Below are 25118 nucleotides of genomic sequence, written 5' to 3'. Positions count from 1 at the left end.
ATTATTAGAAAATGAAAAGGGGGATTCGAAATGGCGAAGAAGAGTAAACAATACGACTATGACCTCAGCGAAGTGAAGCGTCTGATCGGCGAGACAGATAAAAACTACCGAGAAATTGCTGCTGAGACAGGATGCCCGTATGCGAGCGTCGTGTATCACGGTCGTAAGATTCGCGGACGCGTCAATCGTATGCGTCAGGAAGATATGATGGAAGAACAACCACAATCGTTTTTATCGATTAAAGAGGATCAACATACATCAGAGGAAGCGACGATGTTGTCTGGCGGGACGACGTTGAGCATTTCCAGAAATGACGTCCAAATCCAGGATGCAGAACAAGAAGCTGCTAAAATGATTAAGGCAGCACGTGCCCTGGGATTGAGCAAAATAAACATAACCATTAATAAGTAAGCGCACAGTCTCGGGGGATTCTCCGAGGCTTTTTACATGGTCCTACCAAGTTCCTTCAGTTTCTTCCTCGCATGTCTGCCCCAGTTTTTCACAGCATCATGGGTTACTTTTTCCAAACCAGCGATCTGCGCAATGGAACGGTCCATAATAATGTAATGATAGACCCACTTCCATTGATTCGGAGTGAGAATCTCCTTCACCTGTTTCCATAGGAGTTCATCCGTAATTTCGTCTTCCCATTGGTCAAGTCCTTCCTGCACCATCCGCTCGGCGATCCCTTCCTCCTGTTGATAGGTTCTTGAATCTTTACGGATTTTATCAATCAAGGCATTGCGGACTTTCCAGTGCATGTACGACTTCAAGGTTCCTGCCTCAGGGTCATATGTACGGTAGGCGTTCCACAGGGCGAAAAGACCTTCAGCATAGAAGTCCCCATTTCTATCTTTAATGTTCAGTTTATGAATGTGATAATGAATCAACTCTTCACTTTCTGCTACTAGTCTTTCAAACATTTCATCCGTGTTCATCAGACACCCTCCCTAAATGTTCCTTCATACTATAATCGATAGAAAAAGGGATTTTGGTGTCATGATTTAGCATATTTTTCAATTTTATCTAGAGAAAAATTGAATTTTGCTTCCCTTCTGTTGGGAAATAAAGGATAATAGTGACATAGAAAGGTGTGTGCCATGAAAGATCCTATTCTCGAATTCCACGCGTATCAACGTTTCATCCATTCCTCCCTCCGTCATTGGAACCTCCCCGAACCTTATGAAGACTGCCTGCAGGAAAGCTATCTCATATACTTACGCTGTGCAGAAAGGTACGAACCCGAACGTAGCAAGTTCTCCACCTTTTTCATTCAATCCTTGTACAGACACTTTCAAACGATGCACCGGAAGAATCATCGAGGCAAGGAAGCTGCTCATTTTTTCTCCGTACATCAAAGACCGCAGGAAAAAGATCCTCTGCAAGAAGACCTTCTCCTTTTTGACATCTACCATTTCTCTTCTCTTACCCCTATGGAACTATTCATTTTTGAGCAAATCTATACCGGTTACACCGTGAATCAAATCGCTTTATTGACTGGAAAGAGTCCTTCTACTATTAAAAGAGCCCGAAAACAGATCAAGAGAAAAGTAGCCGGCTGTTTATCAACAGAATAAATAGGGAAAATATTGATATCCCAATAAAAAACGGAGGAATCCTCTTTGGAGCAAACGTCCCGATCCTTGTTCCCTCTTGCGAATATTTGGCTCGATGACGCACCAACAACGTTCACCCATGCATTCCTCGAGCGTCTGGCTTACGAATGGATGGTTGAAATCGTCAATCCTTTCCCTCTGCCACTGTTAGAAGATCGAGAACTTGTACTCGACATCTCCATCGAACAAACCGACGGCACACTATTTGCCCACCTCCCCATTCAGTCCTACAGCATCGAAGCAGGCAATGAATTCAACGTCTATCGGTTTCACATGTATCCGCCGGAGTAACCGTGATTTTCCTCTACGTTCCTTAGAATGTTATAATAGACGTGACGTTTTATGGAAAGGAAGAGACGATGCTCTATCTCGCTTTTGCCGGATTTTTTCTCATTTATTTAATTCTGGGATGGTTCACGAATGTCATCGAAATGTCGACATTCAGCGCTGTCTTCAGTGTCGCGTTTTTATGCCTGAACCTCTACATGTTCTGGAAAGAAAAGAAAAAACAAAGCTCCACATAAAAAAGATCCGTCTCAAAAGGCGGATCTTTTTTGTGTGGCTTTTATGTGACATGATGTTAGAATTCGGGCGTGGGATTGGAATTATTTGTATGACCTGGTACAACAAAAATTGTAAGACCTGGTACAACAATATTTGGAAGTGGTGCAGGAGTTTGGGCGTTTATGTCGAATAAAGGGTAGGTGTGATAATTGATTAAGGAAGGATTGATGTAATGCGGAAACGTCGATGGTTTCCGAAGGCCTGGTATCATATAACGGCTAGAGGAAATCGAAAAACAGATATTTTTTATGATGACAAAGACAGGTATAAGTATTTAACACTCTTGCAGGAAGCTATGCTTTCCCATCCGTTCCACCTCCACTCTTTTTGCCTCATGTCTAACCACGTTCACCTTCTTATTGAAACGATCGAACTTCCACCAGGTACCTTCATGAAAGATCTTCACTCCCAATACGCGATGTACTTCAACAAGAAATATGGATATGTCGGTCATCTTTTTGAAGGACCCTATAAGGCAAAGCTTGAGGATGATGTAAATGCTGTACTTCAAGTTAGTCGCTACATTCACCTGAACCCTTGCCGGGCCCTCATTACCTTCCAGCCTGAAGATTACAAGTGGAGCAGTTACGCTCATTACTTATCCCCCACCCCTTATTACTCCGAGTTCGTGACCACATCTACCATTCTCGGTTACTTCAAAGACGTGAAGCAGTATGAGTTTTTTGTTCAACTGGCAAATAAAGTAAGACCTGGTCACCCAAGTAATGGGTGACCAGGTCTTACATAAAATCCCAATCAAGGCTGAAGAAAGGTCTCTACTTCCTCTAAGGCTTGGGGGGCGTCTGGGCCGATGCAGGTGACTTCGATTTTGTCGCCTTCTTGTAGTCTCAAGTTGATGAGGCCGAGGAAGCTTTTCAGGTTGGCTTCGTGGACGCTTCCCTGGACCACTTTCTTCAGTATGATTTCTGATTCATAACGCTGGATGATTTGGGACAGCTCCATAATCGTCTGCGTTTCTTTCATGTGTACCGTTACATCTTTGGATACTTTTTCACTCATTTATTATTCCTCCTTTATATGAATAGGTTCAATAAAATAGGGATTGTGACGATACTAAATAGCGTCGTCACTAAGGTGATGCTAGAAACAAGATCCGGCTTCGAATTGAACTGGACCGCATAGATCGTCGTCGTTGCAGCTGAAGGCATGGCTGCGGAAACAATCAACACGGCAGCCATCATATCACTCATTGGCAGAACTAATGTCAATACGAAGGCGATCAGTGGTGAACCGACCAGACGAAGGGTCGTGGCATAGGAAACTTTCGGCCATTCCAGGTTCCTTAACGGGATTCCTGCGAGCTGCATGCCGAGTACGACCATCACCATCGGAACCGTTGCGGCCGCTAGTAAGTCGATGCTGTTCATCAGATTCTCAGGAACCGGTACGCCCCCCAGGTTCATTGGAAGTGCCACAAGCACCGCATACGTCGGCGGCATTTTCAAAACAGAAAGCAGCGCCATTTTCAGGCCTGAGGTTCCTTTAGCTGCATAGTACACGCCGAAAAAGTTCATAATGATTGCCTGCAGGACCATGAAGGAAACAGAGTACACAAACCCCTCTTCCCCGAAAGCGAAAAGAATGATGGGCACACCATAGTTCCCGGAATTCATGAACGCCGTCGATAAAATCAACCCGCTCTCCATGCTCTGATCGTAGTTTTTCACTTTACTGACAATCTTGTTGATTCCAAGAATGCTGAAAAGCAACAATCCGGAGAAGAGAAGCATCATTAAATATTCTCCATTCAAGTCCGCTTCGTAAAATGTCTGGAAAACTAAACAGGGCAGCATCACATACAGAGCGATCGTCGATACAGATTTCACATCTAATTTAGCGATTTTTTGGATCGTATAGCCAGCTCCGAATATGAGAATGACCGGCAATACGACTTGGATGAATACACTCATAACAAAATTACCGTTCGGCTGCGTGCCGCCATCGAATAGACAGCGCCCGCACCGCCTTTCCTATTTAACTAAGGGGTTTTATGTTCTATAACCTTTACATCTAAGCTTTGAGCCTTCCGCTTGAGAAGGAGATCCATTTTTCTTCCGCCTCCACTCACCGAAATCGCTCCTTCAAAACAACTACTCTAAAACCGAAAAACCCCTTGCCTAAAAGCAAGGGATTCCGGGTGACGTACAAGGAGGGTCAGTCCTCTTTTCATCATTCAGCGAAGCTGATCAACCATAGTGATAATTCTGGAATAAACGTAATCATTAGTAACGAGAAGATCATCGCGAAAAAGTATGGGATGATCGCTCGGGACAGCTGCTCGATCGAGAGCCCGGATATTCCGGATCCGACGAACAAGTTTACGCCGAGTGGTGGTGTAATGAAACCAATCGCCAGGTTCACAACCATGATGATTCCGAAGTGGATCGGATCGTAACCAAGGTTTACGGCAATTGGAAGCAGGATCGGTGTCAAAATGATGATCGCTGCCAATGTATCCATGAAACATCCGACAATGAGCAAAAGCAATGTGATCAATAGAATCAAAATGATCTCATTTTCTGAAATGGACAACATGAAATTGGCCACTTGTGTCGGGATCTGCTCAATCGTAAGCAGCCGACCGAAGGCTGTTGCCGAACCTACGATGATCAGGACCGTCGCAGTCGTCAAAGCAGAATCTGCGAAAATTTTCGGCATGTCTTTGATGCTGAGTTCACCATAAAGGAACAAGCCGGCGATCATACCGTACACCACAGCAATAACCGCTGCTTCTGTCGGGGTGAAAATCCCGCCGTAAATTCCTCCCAGGATGATGACTGGAATGACAAGCGCCCATTTGGCTTCCCAGAATGTTTTTCCGATGTTTGCGAGGGACGTTTTTTCTGCCAGACCTTTATACCCTTGTTGTCTTGAATAAATGTACGCCCAAGCAAGCAGTGCTCCACCGACGATGAATCCTGGGATGATCCCCGCGATGAACATGTCACCGATCGAAGCTCCACCCACGACTCCGTAGATGACCATCGGAATACTTGGAGGGATGATGACACCAATGGAACCCGCTGCAGCTACTGTCGCTGTGGCGAATTTTTTGTCATATCCTTGTCTCACCATGGCAGGAATCATAATGCCACCGATCGCTGCAACGGTTGCTGGTCCTGAACCGGAAATCGCTGCAAAGAACATACATGTCACGATGGTCGCCATCGCAAATCCACCCGTTTTGTTACCAACAAGAGCGTTTGCGAAGTTGAATAGTCTTTCGGATATGCCGCCTTTCCCCATGATTTCACCGGCCAGGATGAAAAAGGGAACGGCCATCAATGGGAATGAGTCGACAGAAGTGACGAGTTCCTTCATTAAAAACTGGACCGGAATGGCACCAGTATAGAAGATTGTCGCAAGTGTCGATAATCCGAGAGCGATTCCAATCGGTACACTAAGCAATAGGAAGAGGGCGAATGTCCCAAATAATACGATTGTTGTCATGATTCATCCTCTCCTTCCTGCTGCTGCATACGATCGCGTTCATCGTCGACATCGAGTTCTTTTTTACCGATCAACATCTTGATCTGAACAATCAAGTTTTGTACAAGACGGATGGCTGTCAAAGCAAATCCGACTGGTGTCGCCATGTAAACGAGTCCCATCGGTATATGTAAGGCCGGTGACTGCTGGCCGAACGATAGTAACTGGGAAGCGATGCTGTAACCATTGACGACGACATACAAACTGAAAACTAAGAATAGTAGATTTGCAATGATGGCGAGCATCAATTTGGCTTTTCCTTTAAGTAAAAGCAGCATGACATCTACTTTGATGTGGCGCTGCTTCTTCACTCCGTAACTGATTCCGATATACACTAACCAAATGAAGCAGTACCGTCCGAGTTCCTCTGACCAGGACAATGAATTTCCCGACACTCGCATCGCGACTTGCAGGAAAATGACACTGACCATGATGGTCGAGAAAATGACGAGCAATACTTCTTCAAATCTGCGGTCGATCGCTCGAATGATGTTCATTTCCTTCACCTCAACTGACCCTGAATGGAGAAGAATACGCTGCAGACCCGCTACAGCGTACCCTTTTGCATTCTATTATTTTTGCGCGTCTTCAATCGCTTTGTACACTTTGTCTACGGTTTCTTCACCGATCTTGCTCTTGTAATCTTCAATGACAGGAGCTACGGCGTCGACCATTTCCTGGCGAGCTTCATCTGTGATTTCCGTGTACTCCATGCCTTCTTCCTGAAGCTGCTTCAAGTACTTCTCGTTCGCTTCACGGTTCAACTTACGCTCGTGCTTCCCTGCTTCAACAGCTGCATCTTTAACGATCTTCTGCTGATCTTCTGTCAAACCATCATAGAAAGATTTGCTCATCAAGAATACGAATGGGCTGTAGATGTGGTGCGTGTTAGAAACGTGATCCTGTACTTCATAGAACTTTTGAAGATAGATTGTTGCATAAGGGTTTTCCTGACCGTCCACTGTACCTTGCTGCATCGCTGTAAACAATTCTGTGAATGCCATTGGTGTAGGGTTTGCTCCTAGTGCCTTGAAGGCATCCAGGTGAAGGTCGTTTTCCATGGTACGGATTTTAAGACCATCAAAGTCATCAACAGATGCTACCGCACGCTCACTGTTTGTAAGGTCACGGAAACCATTTTCCCAATAAGCAAGGCCTACAAGGTTCTGTTCTTCCAGTTTTCCAAGCAATTCTTGTCCAACTTCCCCGTCGAGTACTTCGTCCGCTACTTGTTCGTTAGGGAAAAGGAACGGAATGTCGAAGACGCTGAATTCAGGTACGAAGTTCGCTAGTGGTGCTGTAGAAGGAACAACCACTTCCTGTGTACCAAGCTGAAGCGCTTCCGTCATGGAACGGTCGTCACCTAGCTGACCACTGTGATATGTATCCACTTTGATCGCGCCGTCTGTTTTCTCTTCCACAATTTCCTTAAACTTCAATAGACCTTTGTACTGAGGGTGATCACTGTTCAGGCCGATACCGGCTTTAATCGTTTTTGCTTCGCCGCTATCACCTGAAGCGCTTTCACCATCGCCACTGCTGGACTCTGCATCGCCGTTACCACAAGCGGCCAGAACCGTAATCAATAGAACCATCGACAATAAACCAAATAATTTCTTCATGTTCAACCTCTCTCCTTGTATGTAAAATTTTTTTCACAAAGCTTACGGACTCTCCCTGAATCGGTAACCGCTTTCAATGAAGGGCCAACAAAACAGGAATCGATTCCATAGAAAATAGTTTTCTTATGTTCATCCTCTTCGCCACCGCCTGTTTTAGAAGCGCTTTCAAAGAACCTCTAAAAAAAGCGGGTTGAAAAATGTGAAAATTATTTTCTGTAATTTCGATTATACAATAAATCTTTTTTAGTTCAATAGTTTTTCAGAAAAAAATTTCACCGACCCGAATCTTTCTTTTGAAATAAATTTCATATACAATAAGAGAAAGTGAAAATTCGAAGGAGGAATCCCTATGATTGAAGCTCCCACGAAACACGTCATCAGTAGAATCCGTTCTTCTTATACACAATTCAGTGAAAAAGAAAAGCTGATCGCTGATTACATTTTAGAAAATACAGAAGAAATTGTTCACTCTACCATTAACCAGGTCGCGGATGATCTTATGGTCGCTGATGCAACCGTTTTCAGATTTTGTAAGCGCTTAGGTTTTAAAGGCTATCAGGCAATGAAAATTGCTTTAGCTTCAGAAATCGTCAATCCGATTCAGGACATTCATGAAAAAATTACTGAAGACGACACCGACTTTGAAATTACGGAAAAAGTTTTTCAAGCCAATATCCGTGCACTGGAAACTTCCCGGGATGTCCAAAACCCGCTTTCATTAAAAAAAGCGATGGAATATCTGGTTGAAGCCGATCGTGTATTCTTTTTCGGAAGTGGCGGATCGAACATCCTTGCTATGGATGCTCAGCACAAGTTTATGCGGACAGGAATGGAAGCGTATGCATATCCGGATACGCACTTGCAGCTGATGTCTGCCTCTCAAATGAGAGAAACGGATGTAGCAGTTGTCATTTCCCATACTGGATCGAATCAGGATATTCTTGATATCGTGGATGTTGCAAAAGAAAACAATGTGAAGATTATCGCCATTACGAACTTCGCTAAATCTCCACTGACAAAAGTGGTCGATTTGTCCTTATATACAGTCGCAGAGGAAACGGAATTCCGGTCAGAAGCACTCGCTTCAAGGATCGCTGGTCTCTCGCTGATCGATTCTCTTTTTGTCAATTATAGTGTGAAAAAGAAAGAACAAGCGCAAACCGCTACCCAACGTATGCGTGATGCGATTTCAAGGAAGCGTGTGTAGAAAGGAAGTTTTACATGAGTTATGTGATTGGATTAGATCTTGGAACGACGAGTGCGAAATCCGTCGTTTTTCATAAAAATGGAGAGGTCGCTGCTGAATATGAAGTGGCTTACCCCCTCTCCCACCCCGTCGTCGGTCATGCCGAACAGGACCCGCTTCAAATGGAGCAGGCCGCACTTGAAGCATTACATTCAAGTACACAATCTATTGAACGGGAGGAGATTGTGGGTGTCGGAATCTCCGCTGCCATGCATTCTCTTATTTGCATGGATCAAAAAGGTGAACCTCTTTCTCCGTCTATGATTTGGGCGGACGCTCGCAGTGCTGGTGAAGCATCCTCATTGAAGGAAAGCCACCCCGATGTATATCAGCGCACAGGGACACCGCTTCATCCGATGTCCCCGCTGTCAAAACTAATATGGATGAAAAACAACCATTATGAACCCTGGAAAGAGGCAGACTACTTTGTATCTGTGAAAGAATTTTTATTATATCGCTGGTTCGGGGAAAAAGTGGTTGACTATTCGATTGCTGCAGCCACCGGGCTTTTCAACATTCACGAACACACTTGGGATGAAGAAACGCTCGCCATTGCAGGCATTGGTCGGGAACAGCTTTTCCAACCGGTGGAGCCTACGTATGCAATGAGAGGCATGAGTGCAGAGGCCGCTGAAAAGTCTGGTCTCGATGCGGGAACGGCCTTTGTCATCGGTGGAAGTGATGGTCCGCTTGCGAACCTTGGAATTGGTGCGATCCAGCCTGGTGAGACAGCCATTACCATTGGCACGAGTGGAGCGATCCGTCAATTTTCCAGTGAACCGCTTCTCGACGCCCATCAGGAAGTGTTCTCCTACAGCTTTACTCATGACTTGTGGATTACCGGCGGACCGTCTAATAATGGTGGTCTGGTGCTGAAGTGGATCCAGGAGCTATTTTCAAATGAGGATCATCTTCCGGTTGAAGAGCTGACGAAGCTTGCGGGTGAAGTGGAAGCTGGTGCAGGGAATTTAATTTTCCTTCCCTATTTAAACGGGGAGCGTGCGCCGTTCTGGAACGCGGAAGCGAAAGGATCGTTCATCGGACTGACTCCTGCTCACGGCAAAGGACATATGACGAGAGCCGCGATGGAAGGCGTGCTGTTTTCCATTTTACATATTGGAAGTGCCCTGGAGCGTCTTGGCAACAATCATGACAAAATTTATGCGAGCGGCGGATTTGCACGATCAGAGGCATGGGTTCAAATGCTTGCTGACATTTTCAACAAGCGTATAGATATTCCGGTAAGCCACCAAAGTTCCGCCTGGGGAGCCGCCTGGGTTGCGTTGTACAGCCTCGGCCATGTCGACAGTTTAGCATCCATTAAGTCTTCCATTCCCATGAAGGAACATTATGAACCAAATGCTCAGAATCATGAGAAATACAAAGCCCTCTTTGAAGTGTACGAGTCCGTGTCAGGCAAACTGCAAACCGACTTCGAAAAACTTCATCGTATGTAAGATGTAAATAAATGGTGTACCAGGTCATCCAATATTTGGATGACCTGGTACACCTATTTTTTCCATTTTTATTTGACGTTTTCTTTTAGCCAGTATTCTCCGTCTTTGTATTCGATTTGTTCTGGGTAGCGGAGGTCTGTAACTTCGTCCTGGGTTTGTTTTGATGGTGGTGCGGTCATGAGAGAGACAGCAACGTTCGCTATAATAGCAGCGCTCGCTCCGAAGACTCCAGCACCGGTATCGATGATTCCAAGAATCGTGAATCCGCCGTATTTCGCTGCGAAAATGTACCCGAGCGTTACGGAAAGTCCGACAAGCAAACCGGCAATCACCCCAGGTCCATTTGCCCGCTTCCACCATACGCCGAGAAGCAGGGCCGGGAAGAACGAACCGGATGCTAAAGCGAAGGCCCAGGCAACGATTTGCGTGATGGCACCTGGTGGATTTAAGGCGATCAAACCTGCCGCTACGGTAGCAAGGACGATCGACCAACGTCCGACAGCCAGACGTTTCTTCTCACTCGCATTCGGATTGATGGAGCGGAAATAAATGTCGTGGGACAAGGCTGCGGAAATCGCGATCATCAATCCACCGGCCGTCGATAAGGCAGCCGCCATTGCACCGGCAGCCATCAGCCCGATGACGAAGATACCAAGGTTTGCAATCTCTGGCGTCGCCATAACGACGATATCATTACTGATGACAAGTTCCGACCACTGAAGCACGCCGTCACTATTATTGTCGGCAAGGGAAAGGCGACCGGTATCGACCCAGGCTTGTGTCCATGCGGGAAGATTGTTCAATTGTGAACCAGCCACTTCCGTCATCAGGATGAAACGGGAAAAGGCGGCGTAAGCAGGTGCAGACAAATAGAGTAACCCTATGAATAGCAATGCCCAGGCGCCACTCCAGCGAGCGGCTTTCATCGTCGCTACCGTATAGAAACGGACGATGACGTGGGGCAGACCCGCTGTTCCCGCCGTCAGTGTGAACATCAGAGCGATGAACTGCCATTTCGAACCTTCTGTAAATGGAATGATATATTCAGAAATACCCAACTCCTGATCGATCGTACGCATTTCCGAAATGACGTCCCCGTAGGAAATCCAAGGGACAGGGTTCTGCGTCAGCTGCAGTGACATAAAAATGACCGGAATCAAATATGCGATGATCAATACCAAGTATTGGGCGACCTGTGTCCATGTGATCCCTTTCATTCCACCCATGGCGGAGTAAAAAGCAATCAACACAACACCGATCAACGTCCCAGTTACCGTGTTTATTTCAAACAGACGTCCAATAACAACCCCTGACCCAGATAATTGTCCGACCGAGTAGGTGAAGCTGATAATGATGGTTGCTACAGCCGCAATTAACCTGGCCGTATTGCTGCGATAGCGGTCTCCGATGAATTCCGGCACGGTGTAGCGGCCATATTTTCTTAACTGTGGAGCCAAAAGGAACGTAAGCAGCAAATACCCGCCTGTCCAACCCATAATGTATGCGAGTCCATCGTATCCAAGAATCATGACCGTACCGGCGAGTCCGATGAATGAAGCTGCACTCATCCAATCCGCTCCAATGGCCATCCCATTGTAAACAGGCGGCACCCCGCGGCCGGCAACGTAGAAATCTGATGTAGCCCTTGCTTTATTGTAGACAGCGATACCTATGTACAGAGCAAAAGTAGCGACAATTAAAGCAAGGGAGACTATAAACTGTGCGTCCATATTTCTCCCCCTATCTTATTGGTTAACCACTTGATTTTGATCGGAATCTTCTTTGGGAACCAGCCCGAATTTTTTATCGACGACATCACTTATGATGGCATTGAAGAAAAGGAGTGCAATAAAAGTAATAATAGCTCCCTGAGCTCCCATGTAGTATGGAAGAGGTATCCCCATCACTGTAAAGGACTGAAGGCTTTCGGCAAAAAGAACAACACCGAAAGATACGATTGCGCCAATGGCGAGATAGATAATAATTAAAGTCGTACGCAAACGAAAATACGCTTTCGCCTTCTCTGGATCCATTTTTTTCACAACGATTCACCTCCCTTCGCATTATCCCCTTAAGTTAAAAATGAACTGTACGGTTTCCCAGAACGGCATCGGAACCATAATGATTTTGGCAAGAGCGACACCAAAGAGTGCTATGAACGGCACCGCCAGCAAGAACGGCCGCTTCTTTTTCAGTGCCAAAACAACAGAAAGTACGGTGATGACAGAAAGAATAATCGGAATCAGCAACGACTCTACCCTCCTTTTTTGTAAGCGTTAACATAGGCACGTAAAAATTTTTGAGAATATTTAGATTTAACTGAATATTACAACTTGTATTATTCTAAAATTCTCATAATTTGTCAATAGGTACGATATGACTAGACAAGTTTCGTGGATTTGTGTGATTTTTCAACTCCCTTGTGGGATGCTTCCGTGAGTTTGAGTGATTTTCAAGCTACTTTGAGCGAATTCTAAGCTACTCTGAGCGATTCTATTGAAAAACCAGCACCCTACGAGGGATGCTGGTTACCAAACATCTGCCGCCAAGTCATTGGCCCGACGACACCATCAATTTCAAGACGATGCTGTTGCTGGAATGCACACACGGCTGCTTCTGTTATGGGGCCAAAGTGACCGTCGTCAGTGGTTCCGACTGCTCTTTGGATTCGTTTGACCACGGATCCTTCAGCACCGAAGTGAATGGGATAGCCGGGATAGGTACGCGCGTTGAGCCTGTTTGTCGTTATTGGACCTGCGCTTCCGTCTACTTCTAATCCTTCCTGATGTTGAAATGCGACAACCGCATTCTTTGTTTGCGGTCCATAAATGCCATCCAATGGTCCAGGTTCGTAGCCTAACTTCTGAAGCTTTGTTTGAAGGTCACGGACATCCTTGGACTTTTCCGGCCATTCGAGATGGGCGTAATCTTTGAAGCTTGACCAGTCTCCTCCCCACTGAAAACCGAGAGACTTAGCGATATCCACTACGTGGCGCCAATCCTGATCTACCGTCCATAGTGCTTTTTTCCCATCTGAACTGACGAGAAAAAAATCAACGGCCCGGCCGCTGTGGTGATTGCTTTTCCCAGGTTTGGCATAGGTGACGATGTTTCCGCTGTGCCCGTATCTTTTTCCGTTCCAATAATAGTCCGGGCGGCCTTGTCCATACAAGTGAGCCTGCTCTTCATATGTTCGATGCCCGGAGGAGATTTGCACGAATATCCCATCGGAATAAGCCTGCTCAATCATTTTCCACACCTGTTCTTTCACAATCGTTTGGACGTTCCCCATTTTGTTCAAGCTGCGTTGTTTCAACGTTTCCACAGTCAGCATATCAATCCCTCCCTGCTTCTATAATCGAAGCGGAGAGGGATTTGGTGTCACGAAGCTTTTAAATTTTTCAACACATTGAATACAAATGAAAAAATGCCGAGGGAGGTCACCGTTGCCCCTGTGGCTACAAGAGGGAGCAACGCTTCATTTTCAAAAAGAACGACGAAAAATAAGCCGATCATCATTAACGGCAGACCGGTGTTGTGGAGCCAGAAGTGAATTTTTCCTGATAACGATTCCGCTAGTGATGGGAAAAGATGATATAAAATACCTGCAAGCGTGAGGGCGGTCCACCCGAGCAAATTGATGTGGACGTGAACCGTTGTGAGCGCATAGTCGTGGGCACTCGACATGTAGTAACCGATCGCGACTCCAATGGCAAAATAGACGGCTGAAATTTTAATCAACGTAATCCCCATAAAGTCCAACCTCCTTTTTTCCCATATATACGTTGAATCGCTTTGAAACAGAATCATGGAATTCCGTCGATAAGCATCGTAAAATGAAGGGGAATCTAATGAAGAGGTGAACGCAATGAAAATAGAAATTTGGTCAGATTTCGTCTGTCCTTTTTGTTATATCGGAAAACGCAGATTAGAAGAAGCGCTGGAACATTTTCCTGGAAAACAGGTGGACGTTGTCTATAAAAGCTTCGAGCTCGACCCGAATGCTGAGCGCAATACAGGAAGAAACATGCATGAGAAGCTTGCCGCCAAATACGGGCGGTCTCTGGAAGAGGCGCGTGAGATGACACAGAACATGACCGAGCAGGCGAAGATAGTCGGTCTCGATTTCCGCTTTGATTCGGTCGTTCCTACGAATACGTTTGATGCCCATCGCGTGTCTCAATTGGCCAATGAAAAAGGGTTAGGCAAAGCTTTTGCTGAACGCTTTTTCAAGGCAGTTTTGACGGATGGCAAAGATGTCGGGGATCATGAAACAATCACATCGCTAGCCGTTGAGATCGGTCTTGATCGCGATGCGGTGGTTTCTGTGCTTGAAGGATCGGATTATACGGAAGCGGTCCGCCGTGAAGAAGCAGAGGCACAGCAAATCGGTGTGCAGGGCGTGCCGTTTTTCGTCATCAACCGGAAATATGCCGTTTCCGGCGCACAGCCGACGGAGGTTTTCGTACAGGGGCTTGAAAAAGCTTTTGCTGAAGAAGAACAGACGCCTGCTTTTGAAGATTTATCTAGTGAGAGCGGAGCGGCTTGTACGGAAGATGGCTGTGAAGTACCAGGACAAGAAGATAAATAGGATGAAAGCCGTGGGATATCCCACGGCTTTTTTTATAGGGGTTAATGGTGTTAGGACGCTATACTTTCCCTTAACAAAAATCCTCTTCCTCACCTCTCCCTCCCCTGGTGAATAGCCTATATAAAAAAGGAGGCATTTTGATGGAATTAACAATGTCTCATTGGATTTATGGGCTGTTCACCCTTCTCATCATCGTGACGATGATTTTCCGTAAAGGGGTCGTTCTCCCCACTTTACTCGGGACCTTTTTAGTCGCATGGATGTTTAATGGGAGTTTGATCAGTGGTTTTGTCGGTGTCTTCAATGCCAACCTTGTGGCCGCTAAAGAGTTGTTCAATATCTTTTTGATCATTACTTTTATGGTCGCGTTGTTGCGTTCCTTAAAAGATCTCGGGGCCGACACCAGAATGATCCAGCCGATTCAAAAAGTGATGATCAACAGTCATGTCTCGTTTTTTATTCTCGTCGGCGTCACCTATGTCGTCTCCCTTTTCTTCTGGCCGACTCCAGCTGTTCCGCTCATTTGTGCCCTCCTTGTTCCTGCAGCTATCCGGACAGGATTGCCAGCGATGGTGGCGGCGATGGCTGTGGCGCTTGCCGGACAGGGGATGGCGTTATCTTCGGACTATATTATTCAGGTAGCACCTGAGCTCTCAGCGAAATCTGCAGGAATTGATACAGGAAGCGTGATGGATCAGGCGCTGCTTTTATCAGTAGTGACAGGTGTTGTCGCCATCGGCCTTGCTTATTTCTTTAACAGGAAAAGTTTCCGTTCTAAAGATGATCCTCAGAACCAGCAGGAAATTGTTCAGATGCAGGGACTCAAAACAACAGAAGAGACGACAACCGCACGCGTCCATGTATGGAGCAAAGTATTCGCCGTCCTCGTCCCGCTCTCCATGCTTGCCGTAATGATCTACATGGTTTCCACCAAGCTCGGTTCAGGACGGATGGGTGGATTTGAAGGAGGAAGCGGAGCGGCTTTTATCGGAGGCGTCGCTGTCGTTTTACTGTTACTTTCCAGTGTAGCCTTCGGAAAGCAGAAAGCGCTCGATGATGTGAGCGAACACATTACCGAAGGGTTCGTCTTTGCCTTCAAAGCGATGGGGCCTGTGATTCCGATTGCCGGTTTCTTTTTTCTCGGTAGTGGGGAGTTTGCCAAAGACATTCTTGTCCTGCCTGCTGAAGCGACGCCTTCCTTCCTGTTTGACCTCGTTCAATCGAGCCAGGATTATTTGCCGCAGAGCGCTTTTTTGACCGCTTTTAGTATTTTGATTATAGGAATCATTACAGGATTGGACGGTTCTGGTTTCTCAGGACTTCCGCTTACCGGGGCGTTATCAGCCTCGCTCGCCAACGGAACGATTGACGCTTCCACCCTCGCAGCAATCGGGCAGATGGGATCAATCTGGACCGGTGGCGGTACCATCATCGCCTGGTCGTCCTTGATCGCGATCGCAGGATTCTGCGGCGTACCCATCATGGAACTCGTCCGAAAAAACTTCATCCCCGTCATCCTCGGACTGATCGCCTCCACCATCGTCGCCTTACTGCTGCTTTAGTTTCCTTTTTTTGGTGTACCAGGTCATCCAGAATCTGGATGACCTGGTACACCAGTTTATGTAAATCCTATTTGAACAAAAAAAGTGCAGGAGCTGCCTCCTGCACTTTGCTTATTCCTTCACGATTCTGCTTTCAAATGGTCCGAGTTTCTCCTGACCGAATGACTTTTCTGAAGCACTATGATTCATCAGGAACAGATAAGAAGATCCTCCGACTTTACGGCAATACACTTCCACATCACGTTCGGACTCGATCGTTTGAATGCCGCAGTCACTCGTCACATCAGAAGCAATTTTCTCCAGAGCCTCTTCACTCAAACCTCCGCCGACGTAATAGACATTTCCTTTTCCAAACGTGTTCTTCGTCACGGCTGCATATTCTTCGTAAAATTGATCCTGATAAGAATAAAGTGTCTCTGCTTGCTCAGGGACAAGGAGGTCGCGCCAGACGGAAATAGATGCCGGAACATCAGCAAACGCTCCTTCTCCTTGCAATTCAAGCTGATGCGCGGCTGTTAAAGATTCGATTTCTTCGACACGCGCACCAATCAAATCGCGGACAGGACCCGGAAGGACTTCCCCGAGTCGGATGTTGTTGTCCTTGCCTTTCAATCCGGCACGGTAGGAAAAGATGACGGTGCCGCCTTCGTCTGCAAAGGTCCGGAGACGACTGGCAAGTACATCATCCATCAACTGCATGACAGGGACCAGTACGACTTTGTATGTACTGAGGTCACGGCTTGCCGGAATGACGTCCATGTTCGTATTCTTACGGTAAAACGGGCGGTACAAACGCAGCAATTCTTCGTTGAAGTCGAAGTCTTTGCTCTGGATTTGTGAACGCCAGGACCAGATGTTGTCATAGTCATAGAGAACCGCAACATCAGACTTGATTTCCGCATTCAACAGCTCTTCATGTTCTTTAATCTCGCTGAACAAAGATTGAACCTCTTTATATTTACGGCCATATACGTTGTCATGATCGACGACACCGTAACAAAACTGTTCGGCGCCTTTCGTCATGCCGCGCCAGCGGAAATAAAGCATGTTGGAACAGCCGTGTGCGAAAGCTTGATAGGACCACATTTTCGCCTGATTTGGTCGTGGCAGGTAGCCGATGACATCATGGCCCTGGGCTCCCATCAATTCTTCTACGATCCAATAGTTCTGATCGAGCAAGCCACGATTGAAATCATGCGTCATGGCGATCGCCTCTGGTGGAATCGGCTTTTCAAGTCCGCCCCACACCGGATAGTTATCATAGGAAACGAAATCCATTGGCTTCACATTTTCTTCATGGTCGAACCATTTATCGAAAAATCCGCCGGACACGTTGGTCGTAACGGTTTGATGGCTGCCTTTGTGCTCTTTCACAATCGCCGTCATTTCGTGAGTGAATCCGTTGACGGAAGCAGAACGGAAGCGCGCCCACTCCAGTTTTAATGTCGGATTGTGAGTGGTTACCGTCGGCTTCGGAATCGGGATTTCAGAAAAATCATTGTACGTCTGCCCCCAGAAAATCGTTCCCCACTCGTCATTTAACTGCTCGACACTGTCGTATTTGTTTTCCAAATACTGATGAAACGCGGCATGACACTGGTGACAGAAACACATGTCGCTTCCTTCATGACCGAATTCGTTGTCAATCTGCCAGGAGACGATGGCTTCTTCGTCTTTATAGTGCTGAACGAGTTTTTCCGTGATCCCTGCTGCGTACTGACGGTACTTGTCCGAGTTGAAGCAGTATTGGCGGCGGCCGCCGAAGACCCTCTTGTTACCGTTTTCATCTTCGGATAAAATGGATGGGTGTTTCTGGGCGAGCCAGGCTGGGAATGTCGCAGTCGGTGTTCCGAACATGACACTCATGCCCTGCTGTTTTACTTTTTCAATCACACGGTCGAAGTAGGAAAAGTCGAACGCTCCTTCCTCTTTCTCCATGAGATGCCACGCAAATTCTCCGATGCGGACGATGTTCGCCCCCATGTCTTTGATGCCTTGAATGTCTTCCTCTATCATTTCTTCCGGCCAGTGTTCCGGATAGTAATCGACACCTAAATACGTCATTTATAAGCCTCCTGTCTCGATGTTCAATGTCCACGTGTACGAGCCGTGTGCTGGGATATAGGAAACTTTGCCGATTTTTTCAGCAAGATACACATCATCATATACGCCTGTGCAGGGTTCCAATGCGATGTTATGTTCTCCCCGATAGCCTCCACGAGTTTTCCAAACGCCGAGATACGGCACTTTGTTTTCTGGAAAACGATACGTCAGTTTCCTGTTCAAATCCGGTTGAACGAGCGAGCACCATCCTTTAGAGAGCGGCTCTGTGAAATAAAATTTCTCCGCCGTTCCTTCTTCCATCGGCTCAAGCTCCCTGAGGTCGATCGTACTGCCTGTTTTCGCTGACTTCGTTTCCGGATAAACGTGTGTCGTTCCCCAGTCACCGAGATGCTGTGATCCTTTTTCCACATTCATTACTTGATTCAAATCTTCAGGTACTTCGATGGCTGTGTGTTGATTAAGATTGAGCAGGGCATGTGGTGTCCAAATGAATGGAAACGGCTCATCACTTTTGTTGATCGCTTCATATTTAATCGTCACACCATCGCCGTGCAGGCAGATTTTCTTTTTCAATGCGTAAGGAAATTCAGGACTGTGAACTTCAAGCGAAACCCCATCATGGGTCGCTTTATATTCCCACGGCAGCGTCCACACTTCTCCGTGATCGGGGATCTCCTTCCAGTCTATCGGATGAGGGCCCTTGTCGATCCCAGGAAACATTTCGTCAAAACCACTGGAATCGTATTTGGAAAAATCCGCTCCGTACGGTGGAATCTCGAGTTTTGGACGGTCGGTCTGATACAGCCATTCGTAGTCGGCTTCTTTATCAAAAAAGCTGACCATCTTGCCTCCATATCCCGGCAGAATTACCGCTCTTACACTTTCATTTTCCAGTACAACGGCATCCAGACTCTTGAATTTCGTCTTCTGGTACGTACAAACATCGACCATTGGTCACCGCCTCCTTAACCTAATTGTTTCATGAAACGCTGGAACGCTTCCTTCCCTACTTCTGTACGTTTGAACACCCCTGCATGTTCCAAAACTTCGGAAAATCGTTTGCCGATTTCTTCTTGCATCTGTTCCCAGACGGCTTGTTCTGATGTTGTGTTCCAATGGATCTGCTCCGCCCACGGCACGTGTTTGGCGACAGCCCCATCATTCACAGCCGCATCTAACTTTTCTTCTTTGATGTAACGGCTCAACTGTTCCATTTCATCGACCAATCGTCCTGGAAGCACAGCAAGACCCATGACTTCGATCAGACCGATATTTTCTTTTTTAATATGATGGACTTCTTCATGTGGATGGAAAATTCCCATCGGATGCGCCTCGTTCGTCCGGTTGTTTCTGAGGACGAGGTCGAGCTCATACTGCCCATCTCTGTAACGGGCGATCGGGGTCACCGTATTATGAGGTTCGTCCTCTGTTTCTGCGAAAACTTCCACTTTTTCATCCGAATAGCTGCGCCAGGACTGTAAAATGATATCTCCGAGTTCAGATACCCGGTGACGGTCGCCGCCTCTCAAACGAATGACAGACATCGGCCAGCGGACAATTCCTGCCTGGACATCTTTGAATCTTGGAATAACGAATGTTTCTTCCACGGATGCTTTCGCCATCGGGAATTCATGATGGCCGCCCTGAAAATGATCATGACTTAAGATTGATCCGCCAACGATGGGTAAGTCGGCATTCGATCCGACAAAATAGTGAGGCATCTGATCTGTGAAATCGAGGAGACGATCAAAACCTTCCTTTGAAATGTTCATCGGACGGTGTTCCCTTGATAAAACGATCGCATGCTCGTTGTAGTACACATACGGAGAATATTGCAGGAACCAGTGCTCGCCTTCGAGATCGACCGGGATGATGCGGTGGTTGTCTCTTGCCGGATGGTCGAGCCTGCCGGCGTATCCGACATTCTCTTTACAAAGCAGACAATCCGGATAAGAGGTTTGCTTTTTCGCTTTCGCTGCTGCGATGGCTTTAGGGTCTTTTTCCGGTTTTGATAGATTGATGGTGATCTCCAAATCTCCATATTCCGTCGGGCTGTACCAGTGCTTGTTTTTAGCGATGCGGTCTGTGCGGATGTAATGGGAGTCCTTGGATAGTTGATAAAAATAGTCCGTTGCTGCTACCGGTCCTTCTTTTTCAAATTTGAAGTAGAAGTCCCTGTTCACCTCCGATGGGCGCGGGACGAGGATATCCATGATTTTTGCATCAAAGAGGTCCCGGTCTGTGACCGTATCTTCTTCGATGATCTTTTTTTCAACCGCATAGGAGAGCATGCGGTTCAAGATGGCGACAGGGGTAGAGTAGTCTTCCTCTTCAAATGATACTTCCACGGAAGCGCCTTCAAGTTCGAACAAATGAAAGAAACGGTTGCGGATGTAATCGACATCCCATACCGTAATCATGCTTTTGTGCAGCCCATAGTGAATGAGATGTTCAATGTCTTGATAAATCGTCATATCCTCACCACCCTTTTAATCTTCGTACCCATGTGGATGTTCTTGAAACCACTTCCATGCGGATTCTATCATCTTTTCGACCTCTGGATATTGAGGATCCCAGCCGAGCTCTTTCCTCGCTTTTTCAGAGGAGGCGACGAGCTGCGCCGGGTCGCCGGGACGTTTCGGTGCAACTTCTGCCGGGACCGGGTGCCCAGTCACTTTACGAACCGCTTCAATGATTTCTTTCACACTGAAACCCTGCCCGTTGCCGAGGTTGTAGATTGCGCTTGCGCCTCCTTTTTTCAAGCGGTCAATCGCCTGCAGATGAGCAGCTACCAAATCTTCGACGTGAATGTAATCCCGGATACAAGTGCCATCCACAGTCGGATAATCGTCACCGAAAATCATGATCTTCTCCCTTTTACCGAGGGCTACTTGTAAAACGATTGGAATGAGGTGTGTTTCCGGACGGTGATCTTCCCCAATGCGTCCTTTCACATCTGCTCCCGCCACATTGAAATAACGAAGGACCGTGTACTGGATCCCGTGCGCCTCTTCGGCCCACTTCAACATTTTTTCAATCGCAAGCTTCGTCTCTCCGTAAGGATTCGTCGGCTGCGTTGGATCGTTTTCCTGAATCGGAACCTGTTCCGGCTCTCCATAAACGGCGGCCGTGGAAGAAAAGACGATTCGTTTCACGTCATGGTCAGCCATCGTTTTCAAAAGAGAGATTGCTCCCCCGACATTGTTATCGTAGTATTGTAGAGGTTTCTCCACACTTTCTCCAACAAGAGAATCGGCAGCAAAATGGAGCACGGAGTCGATGGGGTTTTCTTGGAATACAGAGTTCAAGAACGCCTCATCACGCAAATCTCCATCGTAGAGTTTCGCTCCATTCAACACCGCGGGATGATGCCCCGTCTGAAGGTTATCGACGACGATGACATTTTCGCCCTGGTCCAGGAGCTGTGCTACGGCATGACTTCCGATGTATCCCGCTCCTCCACACACAAGTACGGTCATATCTTCTCCTCCTCCAAACGTTTCGCTCCATCTCCGATTTCTACAACATAAAAATCAGCTTCTAAGCCTGTTTGTTCTTTATACCGTCGTCCGACTGCTTCGATGAAACCGTCCACGTGCGTTCGTTTGACGATGCTTATTGTACATCCGCCGAATCCGGCCCCTGTCATGCGGGAGCCGACAGCCCCTTCGTTCCAGGCCGCTTCGACGAGGGCATCCAGCTCTTTTCCTGTGACCTCATAATCATCTCTCAGTGATCTGTGCGAGGCGTTCATCAGCTTCCCGAACCCTTCAATATCGCCGGCATTCAACTGGTGGACCGCTTCAATCGTGCGCTCGTTTTCATAGACGGCATGTTTCGCGCGCTTTAATACAGTTTCATCTTTAATCACTGATTGATGTGTTCCAAACTCTTCGACACTCAAATCTCCTAAACTATGAATCGATAGGACTTGTTTCAGCTGCTTCAGCGCCTGTTCGCATTCCTCTCTCCGCTCGTTATATTTGGAATCCGCAAGACCACGACGCTTATTCGTATTCGCGATAATTAAAGCATGGTTATTGAGTTGGAGAGGCGTGTACTGATAGTCCAAGGTGTCGCAGTTCAAAAGCAGGGCGTGATCCCTTTTCCCCAACCCGATAGCAAACTGATCCATAATGCCGCAGTTGACGCCGACGAATTCGTTTTCTGCTTGTTGAGCAAGCTGGATCATTTTGACGCGGTCAATTGATAAATCAAACAGCTCTTCCAGAACGACACTTGTGACAAGTTCAATGGAGGCGGAAGACGAGAGTCCCGCACCATTCGGGATGTTGCCGTAAAAAGCAAGATCAAGTCCTGTATCCACGTCGTAGCCTGCTTTTCGAAAAACATCAAGGACACCTTTAGGGTAATTGGCCCAGTCGTGATCTTCCTCATATACAAGTCCTTCTAGATGAGATTCGACAATTCCTTTGTCTGGAAAATTCATAGAGTAAAAACGGAGCTTTTCATCGTCTCTTTTTCTCGCAGCGACATACGTTCCTACACTCAGTGCACATGGAAACACATGGCCTCCGTTGTAGTCGGTGTGCTCCCCGATCAAATTCACACGACCCGGCGCAAAGAACGTCTGGGCTGTCGGTTCTCCGTTGAATTTCTCATAAAAAACGGAAAGTAAATCTTCCATTTCTATTCCCTCCTTCTTCATTTTTTCTCTTTTATAACGAAAAGCTGAGACTGGTGGTCTCCGCTGCGTTCTGCTTTTTCATGGTTCGCTCCATTGAACTCAACCCCAAGCGGGAGTCCGTGATACATCAGTTCATCACCATAAAACGTCCGGTCTGTTCCTTCTATTTCATACCGTTTCTCAGGATCCAGACCGCTTAGTTTTAAAACCTGGTCGTTCTTCGGATTCGGAAAATAATGAGCACGGTACCAGCCGATGACGGCTTCTGTTTTCTCTTCTGACACAACCATCCAGGCCGTATCTTGATTTTCGAATGGATGGGAGAGGCGGTAAAACGTCCCCGAGTGAATCAAACGACGCAGCGATTGAAATTCAGTGATTTGTTCTTTTACGACCGCCTTTTCTTCCTCTGACAATTGGCTGGGATCAAATTCATAGCCGAATGTCCCGAAATAGGCGACATCAGCACGGAACTTCAAAGGCGTGTTCCGATAGGTCTGGTGGTTCGGCACCGCGGAGACATGCGATCCCATGCTGCATAATGGGTAGGCAATTGAAGTTCCGTATTGAATCTTCAACCGTTCAACCGCATCCGTATCATCACTCGTCCAAGCCTGTGGCGCATAATAAAGAAGCCCGGCATCAAACCGTCCGCCTCCGCCCGCACAAGATTCGAACAAGACATCCGGATATTTCGTAGTCAAACGCTCATACAACTCATAGACTCCGAGGATGTACTGGTGAAAAAAGTTGACCTGGTCATACAGATATTGGGAATAGGGTTCTGTGATGTTGCGGTTCATATCCCATTTGATGTAGTCGAGTTCAGTTTCTTCTATAAGTGAACTCATCCGTACGAACAGATAGTCGACTACCTGAGGGTTGGCGAAATCGAGCACCTTTTGATTCCGTTCCAGCGTCTGATGTCTGTGCGGTGGACCGACGACCCATTCCGGATGATGCTGCATCAGTTCACTTTCAGGACTGATCATTTCCGGTTCAAACCAGAGGCCGAACTGAAGTCCTTTGTCTTTCACCTTTTTCGCTAACGTTCCGATTCCGTTTGGCAGTTTCTTGTGGTCAACAAACCAGTCGCCAAGCGAAGTGGTATCATCATTGCGTTTTCCAAACCAGCCGTCATCAAGGACGAACAGTTCGACGCCTAAATCTCGCGCTTCATCTGTAAAACGATCCAATTTCTCTTCATTGAAGTCAAAATACGTCGCTTCCCAGTTGTTGATCAGAATCGGACGTTCTTTTTCCATCCACCTTGGGGCAATCAAATGCTTGCGGTGCAGGTCGTGGAACGTCTGACTCATTTCGTTCAAGCCATTTTCCGTGTAAGTCATGATCACTTCCGGATTTTGAAAGCTCTCATCCTGTGCTAATTTCCATTGAAAAGCTTGAGGATGAATACCCATCGACAAGCGTGTTGTATCGTAATGATCGACTTCAGCCTGAGCGAGGAAATTCCCACTGTAGACGAACTGCATCGCAATCGCTTCCCCGCTGTCTTCGGTCGTCTCCTCCCTTTTCAAAGCGAGAAAAGGATTATGCTGATGCGAGCTCGCTCCGCGCACACTTCCGATCGACGAAAGGCCGGGAGTGAGGGTTCTCGTTTCGATATGGCGTTCTCTAGCCCATGCACCTGAAAGATGAACCATTTCATAATCAGCGTCAGGGAGGTCGATAGATGCAGCCATGGAATGCTTCAACGTAACAGAACTTTCGCCTTTATTAGTAATCCGATTACTTCTTGTGATCACAGGCAGGTCACGGAAAATCGTGTACATGAGATCCCACTCTACCTGCGCCCGGTCGTCTACGAGCTTAACTACAAGCGTTTCTGCTTCTGAAGTTCCCGCAAAAGTTGCCGGAAGGCCTTCTAACTTTGGCTTTCCTTTTATGAACTGGTGATTTTTGTAACGAAAATCAGCAACAGACGCGCCCTTGTGTTCTTCCAAAATGAGTGCTGGCGTACGGAAGTCTCCTTTTCCATAAACCGGCGCTTCCTGCCTGACCGTTTCTAAGGAAAAACCAGGATCCCCCTCAAACGCATGAGTCGTCGAAGGGTTGGTATTTGCATAGTCTTGAAAATGACGGAAGTCCCGGTCACGCAGGGCTTTGCCATAGTAGAGATGACCGAGCTGCCCGTTTTTCATGACATGGAAAATGTAACTGATTTGTCCATTGGTTAAATGAAATTGCTGTGTTTCTTCATTAATAAAGATCAACGGC

General features: G+C 46.9%; 26 protein-coding genes. 9 read left to right on the top strand and 17 right to left on the bottom strand.

Annotated elements, in window-relative coordinates; genetic code table 11:
* The first annotated feature begins 30 nt into the window (after positions 1-30).
* Positions 31-411 carry a hypothetical protein gene (locus tag ACQ4XT_RS08170; protein WP_446853241.1) on the top strand — a complete coding sequence of 127 codons (381 nt, stop codon included), beginning with the start codon at positions 31-33 and terminating at the stop codon, positions 409-411.
* A gap of 32 nt (positions 412-443) precedes the next feature.
* Here the strand turns inward: ACQ4XT_RS08170 and ACQ4XT_RS08165 are convergent, their stop codons facing one another.
* Positions 444-938 carry a sigma-70 family RNA polymerase sigma factor gene (locus ACQ4XT_RS08165; protein WP_446853240.1) on the bottom strand — a complete coding sequence of 165 codons (495 nt, stop codon included), beginning with the start codon at positions 936-938 and terminating at the stop codon, positions 444-446.
* 162 nt (positions 939-1100) lie between these two features.
* Between ACQ4XT_RS08165 and ACQ4XT_RS08160 the strand changes: the two genes are divergently transcribed.
* The 4 genes from ACQ4XT_RS08160 to ACQ4XT_RS08145 all read left to right on the top strand — a co-directional run bounded on the left by ACQ4XT_RS08160 (position 1101) and on the right by ACQ4XT_RS08145 (position 2913).
* Positions 1101-1577: an RNA polymerase sigma factor gene (locus ACQ4XT_RS08160; protein WP_446853239.1), complete on the top strand. Its 477-nt coding sequence runs from the start codon at positions 1101-1103 to the stop codon at positions 1575-1577.
* A 45-nt stretch (positions 1578-1622) separates the two neighbouring features.
* Positions 1623-1907 carry a hypothetical protein gene (locus ACQ4XT_RS08155; protein WP_226592579.1) on the top strand — a complete coding sequence of 95 codons (285 nt, stop codon included), beginning with the start codon at positions 1623-1625 and terminating at the stop codon, positions 1905-1907.
* A 68-nt stretch (positions 1908-1975) separates the two neighbouring features.
* Positions 1976-2140: a hypothetical protein gene (locus ACQ4XT_RS08150; protein WP_446853238.1), complete on the top strand. Its 165-nt coding sequence runs from the start codon at positions 1976-1978 to the stop codon at positions 2138-2140.
* Positions 2141-2352: 212 nt separating this feature from the next.
* Positions 2353-2913, top strand: a complete 561-nt coding sequence (locus tag ACQ4XT_RS08145) for a transposase (RefSeq protein ID WP_446853237.1) — start codon at positions 2353-2355, stop codon at positions 2911-2913.
* Between the two features lie 23 nt (positions 2914-2936).
* On the opposite strand, the gene ACQ4XT_RS08140 is transcribed toward ACQ4XT_RS08145, so the two are convergent.
* From ACQ4XT_RS08140 to ACQ4XT_RS08120, 5 genes are all read right to left on the bottom strand, one after another.
* Positions 2937-3200 (bottom strand): HPr family phosphocarrier protein, encoded by a 264-nt coding sequence (locus ACQ4XT_RS08140; protein ID WP_446853236.1) that lies wholly within the window; start codon positions 3198-3200, stop codon positions 2937-2939.
* A gap of 14 nt (positions 3201-3214) precedes the next feature.
* Positions 3215-4111, bottom strand: coding sequence for an AEC family transporter (locus ACQ4XT_RS08135; RefSeq protein ID WP_446853235.1), 897 nt, complete (start codon positions 4109-4111; stop codon positions 3215-3217).
* Between the two features lie 259 nt (positions 4112-4370).
* Positions 4371-5651, bottom strand: coding sequence for a TRAP transporter large permease (locus ACQ4XT_RS08130; RefSeq protein ID WP_115823919.1), 1281 nt, complete (start codon positions 5649-5651; stop codon positions 4371-4373).
* Positions 5648-6187, bottom strand: a complete 540-nt coding sequence (locus ACQ4XT_RS08125) for a TRAP transporter small permease (protein WP_160911046.1) — start codon at positions 6185-6187, stop codon at positions 5648-5650. Before ACQ4XT_RS08125 ends, ACQ4XT_RS08130 begins: the two co-directional genes overlap by 4 nt.
* Positions 6188-6262: 75 nt before the next feature.
* On the bottom strand, positions 6263-7312 hold the full coding sequence (locus ACQ4XT_RS08120; RefSeq protein WP_446853234.1) for a TRAP transporter substrate-binding protein: 1050 nt from the start codon (positions 7310-7312) through the stop codon (positions 6263-6265).
* 349 nt (positions 7313-7661) lie between these two features.
* On the opposite strand from ACQ4XT_RS08120, the gene ACQ4XT_RS08115 reads away from it, so the two are divergent.
* Together ACQ4XT_RS08115 and ACQ4XT_RS08110 are read left to right on the top strand one after the other, a co-directional pair.
* Positions 7662-8519 carry a MurR/RpiR family transcriptional regulator gene (locus ACQ4XT_RS08115; RefSeq protein WP_446853233.1) on the top strand — a complete coding sequence of 286 codons (858 nt, stop codon included), beginning with the start codon at positions 7662-7664 and terminating at the stop codon, positions 8517-8519.
* A 14-nt stretch (positions 8520-8533) separates the two neighbouring features.
* Positions 8534-10015: a gluconokinase gene (locus ACQ4XT_RS08110; protein ID WP_446853232.1), complete on the top strand. Its 1482-nt coding sequence runs from the start codon at positions 8534-8536 to the stop codon at positions 10013-10015.
* Between the two features lie 68 nt (positions 10016-10083).
* Here the strand turns inward: ACQ4XT_RS08110 and ACQ4XT_RS08105 are convergent, their stop codons facing one another.
* From ACQ4XT_RS08105 to ACQ4XT_RS08085, 5 genes are all read right to left on the bottom strand, one after another.
* A complete protein-coding gene (locus ACQ4XT_RS08105) occupies positions 10084-11745 on the bottom strand; it encodes a sodium:solute symporter family protein (RefSeq protein WP_446853231.1) in 1662 nt (553 codons plus the stop codon).
* 15 nt (positions 11746-11760) lie between these two features.
* On the bottom strand, positions 11761-12057 hold the full coding sequence (locus ACQ4XT_RS08100; RefSeq protein ID WP_446853230.1) for a DUF4212 domain-containing protein: 297 nt from the start codon (positions 12055-12057) through the stop codon (positions 11761-11763).
* A gap of 21 nt (positions 12058-12078) precedes the next feature.
* Positions 12079-12264, bottom strand: a complete 186-nt coding sequence (locus tag ACQ4XT_RS08095; RefSeq protein ID WP_446853229.1) for a hypothetical protein — start codon at positions 12262-12264, stop codon at positions 12079-12081.
* 263 nt (positions 12265-12527) lie between these two features.
* Positions 12528-13349, bottom strand: a complete 822-nt coding sequence (locus ACQ4XT_RS08090) for a peptidoglycan-binding protein (protein WP_446853228.1) — start codon at positions 13347-13349, stop codon at positions 12528-12530.
* A 47-nt stretch (positions 13350-13396) separates the two neighbouring features.
* On the bottom strand, positions 13397-13768 hold the full coding sequence (locus ACQ4XT_RS08085) for a cytochrome-c oxidase (RefSeq protein ID WP_446853227.1): 372 nt from the start codon (positions 13766-13768) through the stop codon (positions 13397-13399).
* Positions 13769-13883: 115 nt separating this feature from the next.
* Here ACQ4XT_RS08085 and ACQ4XT_RS08080 point away from each other — a divergent pair, with 115 nt between their 5' ends.
* Positions 13884-14606, top strand: coding sequence for a DsbA family oxidoreductase (locus ACQ4XT_RS08080; RefSeq protein ID WP_446853226.1), 723 nt, complete (start codon positions 13884-13886; stop codon positions 14604-14606).
* Between the two features lie 140 nt (positions 14607-14746).
* On the top strand, positions 14747-16168 hold the full coding sequence (locus ACQ4XT_RS08075; RefSeq protein ID WP_446853225.1) for a hypothetical protein: 1422 nt from the start codon (positions 14747-14749) through the stop codon (positions 16166-16168).
* Positions 16169-16279: 111 nt separating this feature from the next.
* Here ACQ4XT_RS08075 and ACQ4XT_RS08070 read toward each other — a convergent pair whose 3' ends face one another.
* From ACQ4XT_RS08070 to ACQ4XT_RS08045, 6 genes are read right to left on the bottom strand one after another with little or no spacing between them, the layout of a single operon-like run.
* The gene (locus ACQ4XT_RS08070) at positions 16280-18232 is read right to left on the bottom strand and encodes a beta-galactosidase (RefSeq protein ID WP_446853224.1); all 1953 of its coding nucleotides are present in this window, start codon (positions 18230-18232) and stop codon (positions 16280-16282) included.
* On the bottom strand, positions 18233-19183 hold the full coding sequence (locus ACQ4XT_RS08065) for an aldose epimerase family protein (protein ID WP_446853223.1): 951 nt from the start codon (positions 19181-19183) through the stop codon (positions 18233-18235).
* Positions 19184-19197: 14 nt separating this feature from the next.
* Positions 19198-20706 (bottom strand): UDP-glucose--hexose-1-phosphate uridylyltransferase, encoded by a 1509-nt coding sequence (gene galT, locus ACQ4XT_RS08060; protein WP_446853222.1) that lies wholly within the window; start codon positions 20704-20706, stop codon positions 19198-19200.
* Positions 20707-20721: 15 nt separating this feature from the next.
* On the bottom strand, positions 20722-21711 hold the full coding sequence (gene galE / locus ACQ4XT_RS08055; RefSeq protein WP_446853221.1) for a UDP-glucose 4-epimerase GalE: 990 nt from the start codon (positions 21709-21711) through the stop codon (positions 20722-20724).
* On the bottom strand, positions 21708-22880 hold the full coding sequence (locus ACQ4XT_RS08050) for a galactokinase (protein WP_446853220.1): 1173 nt from the start codon (positions 22878-22880) through the stop codon (positions 21708-21710). Before ACQ4XT_RS08050 ends, galE begins: the two co-directional genes overlap by 4 nt.
* A gap of 17 nt (positions 22881-22897) precedes the next feature.
* Positions 22898-25114, bottom strand: coding sequence for an alpha-galactosidase (locus ACQ4XT_RS08045; RefSeq protein WP_446853219.1), 2217 nt, complete (start codon positions 25112-25114; stop codon positions 22898-22900).
* Between the last annotated feature and the right edge of the window lie 4 nt (positions 25115-25118).

It is taken from the genome of Halobacillus sp. 12SKB (assembly GCF_052941655.1).
The sequence above is the reverse complement of the archived record's forward strand: the minus strand, read 5'-3'. Positions and strand labels throughout refer to the sequence as shown.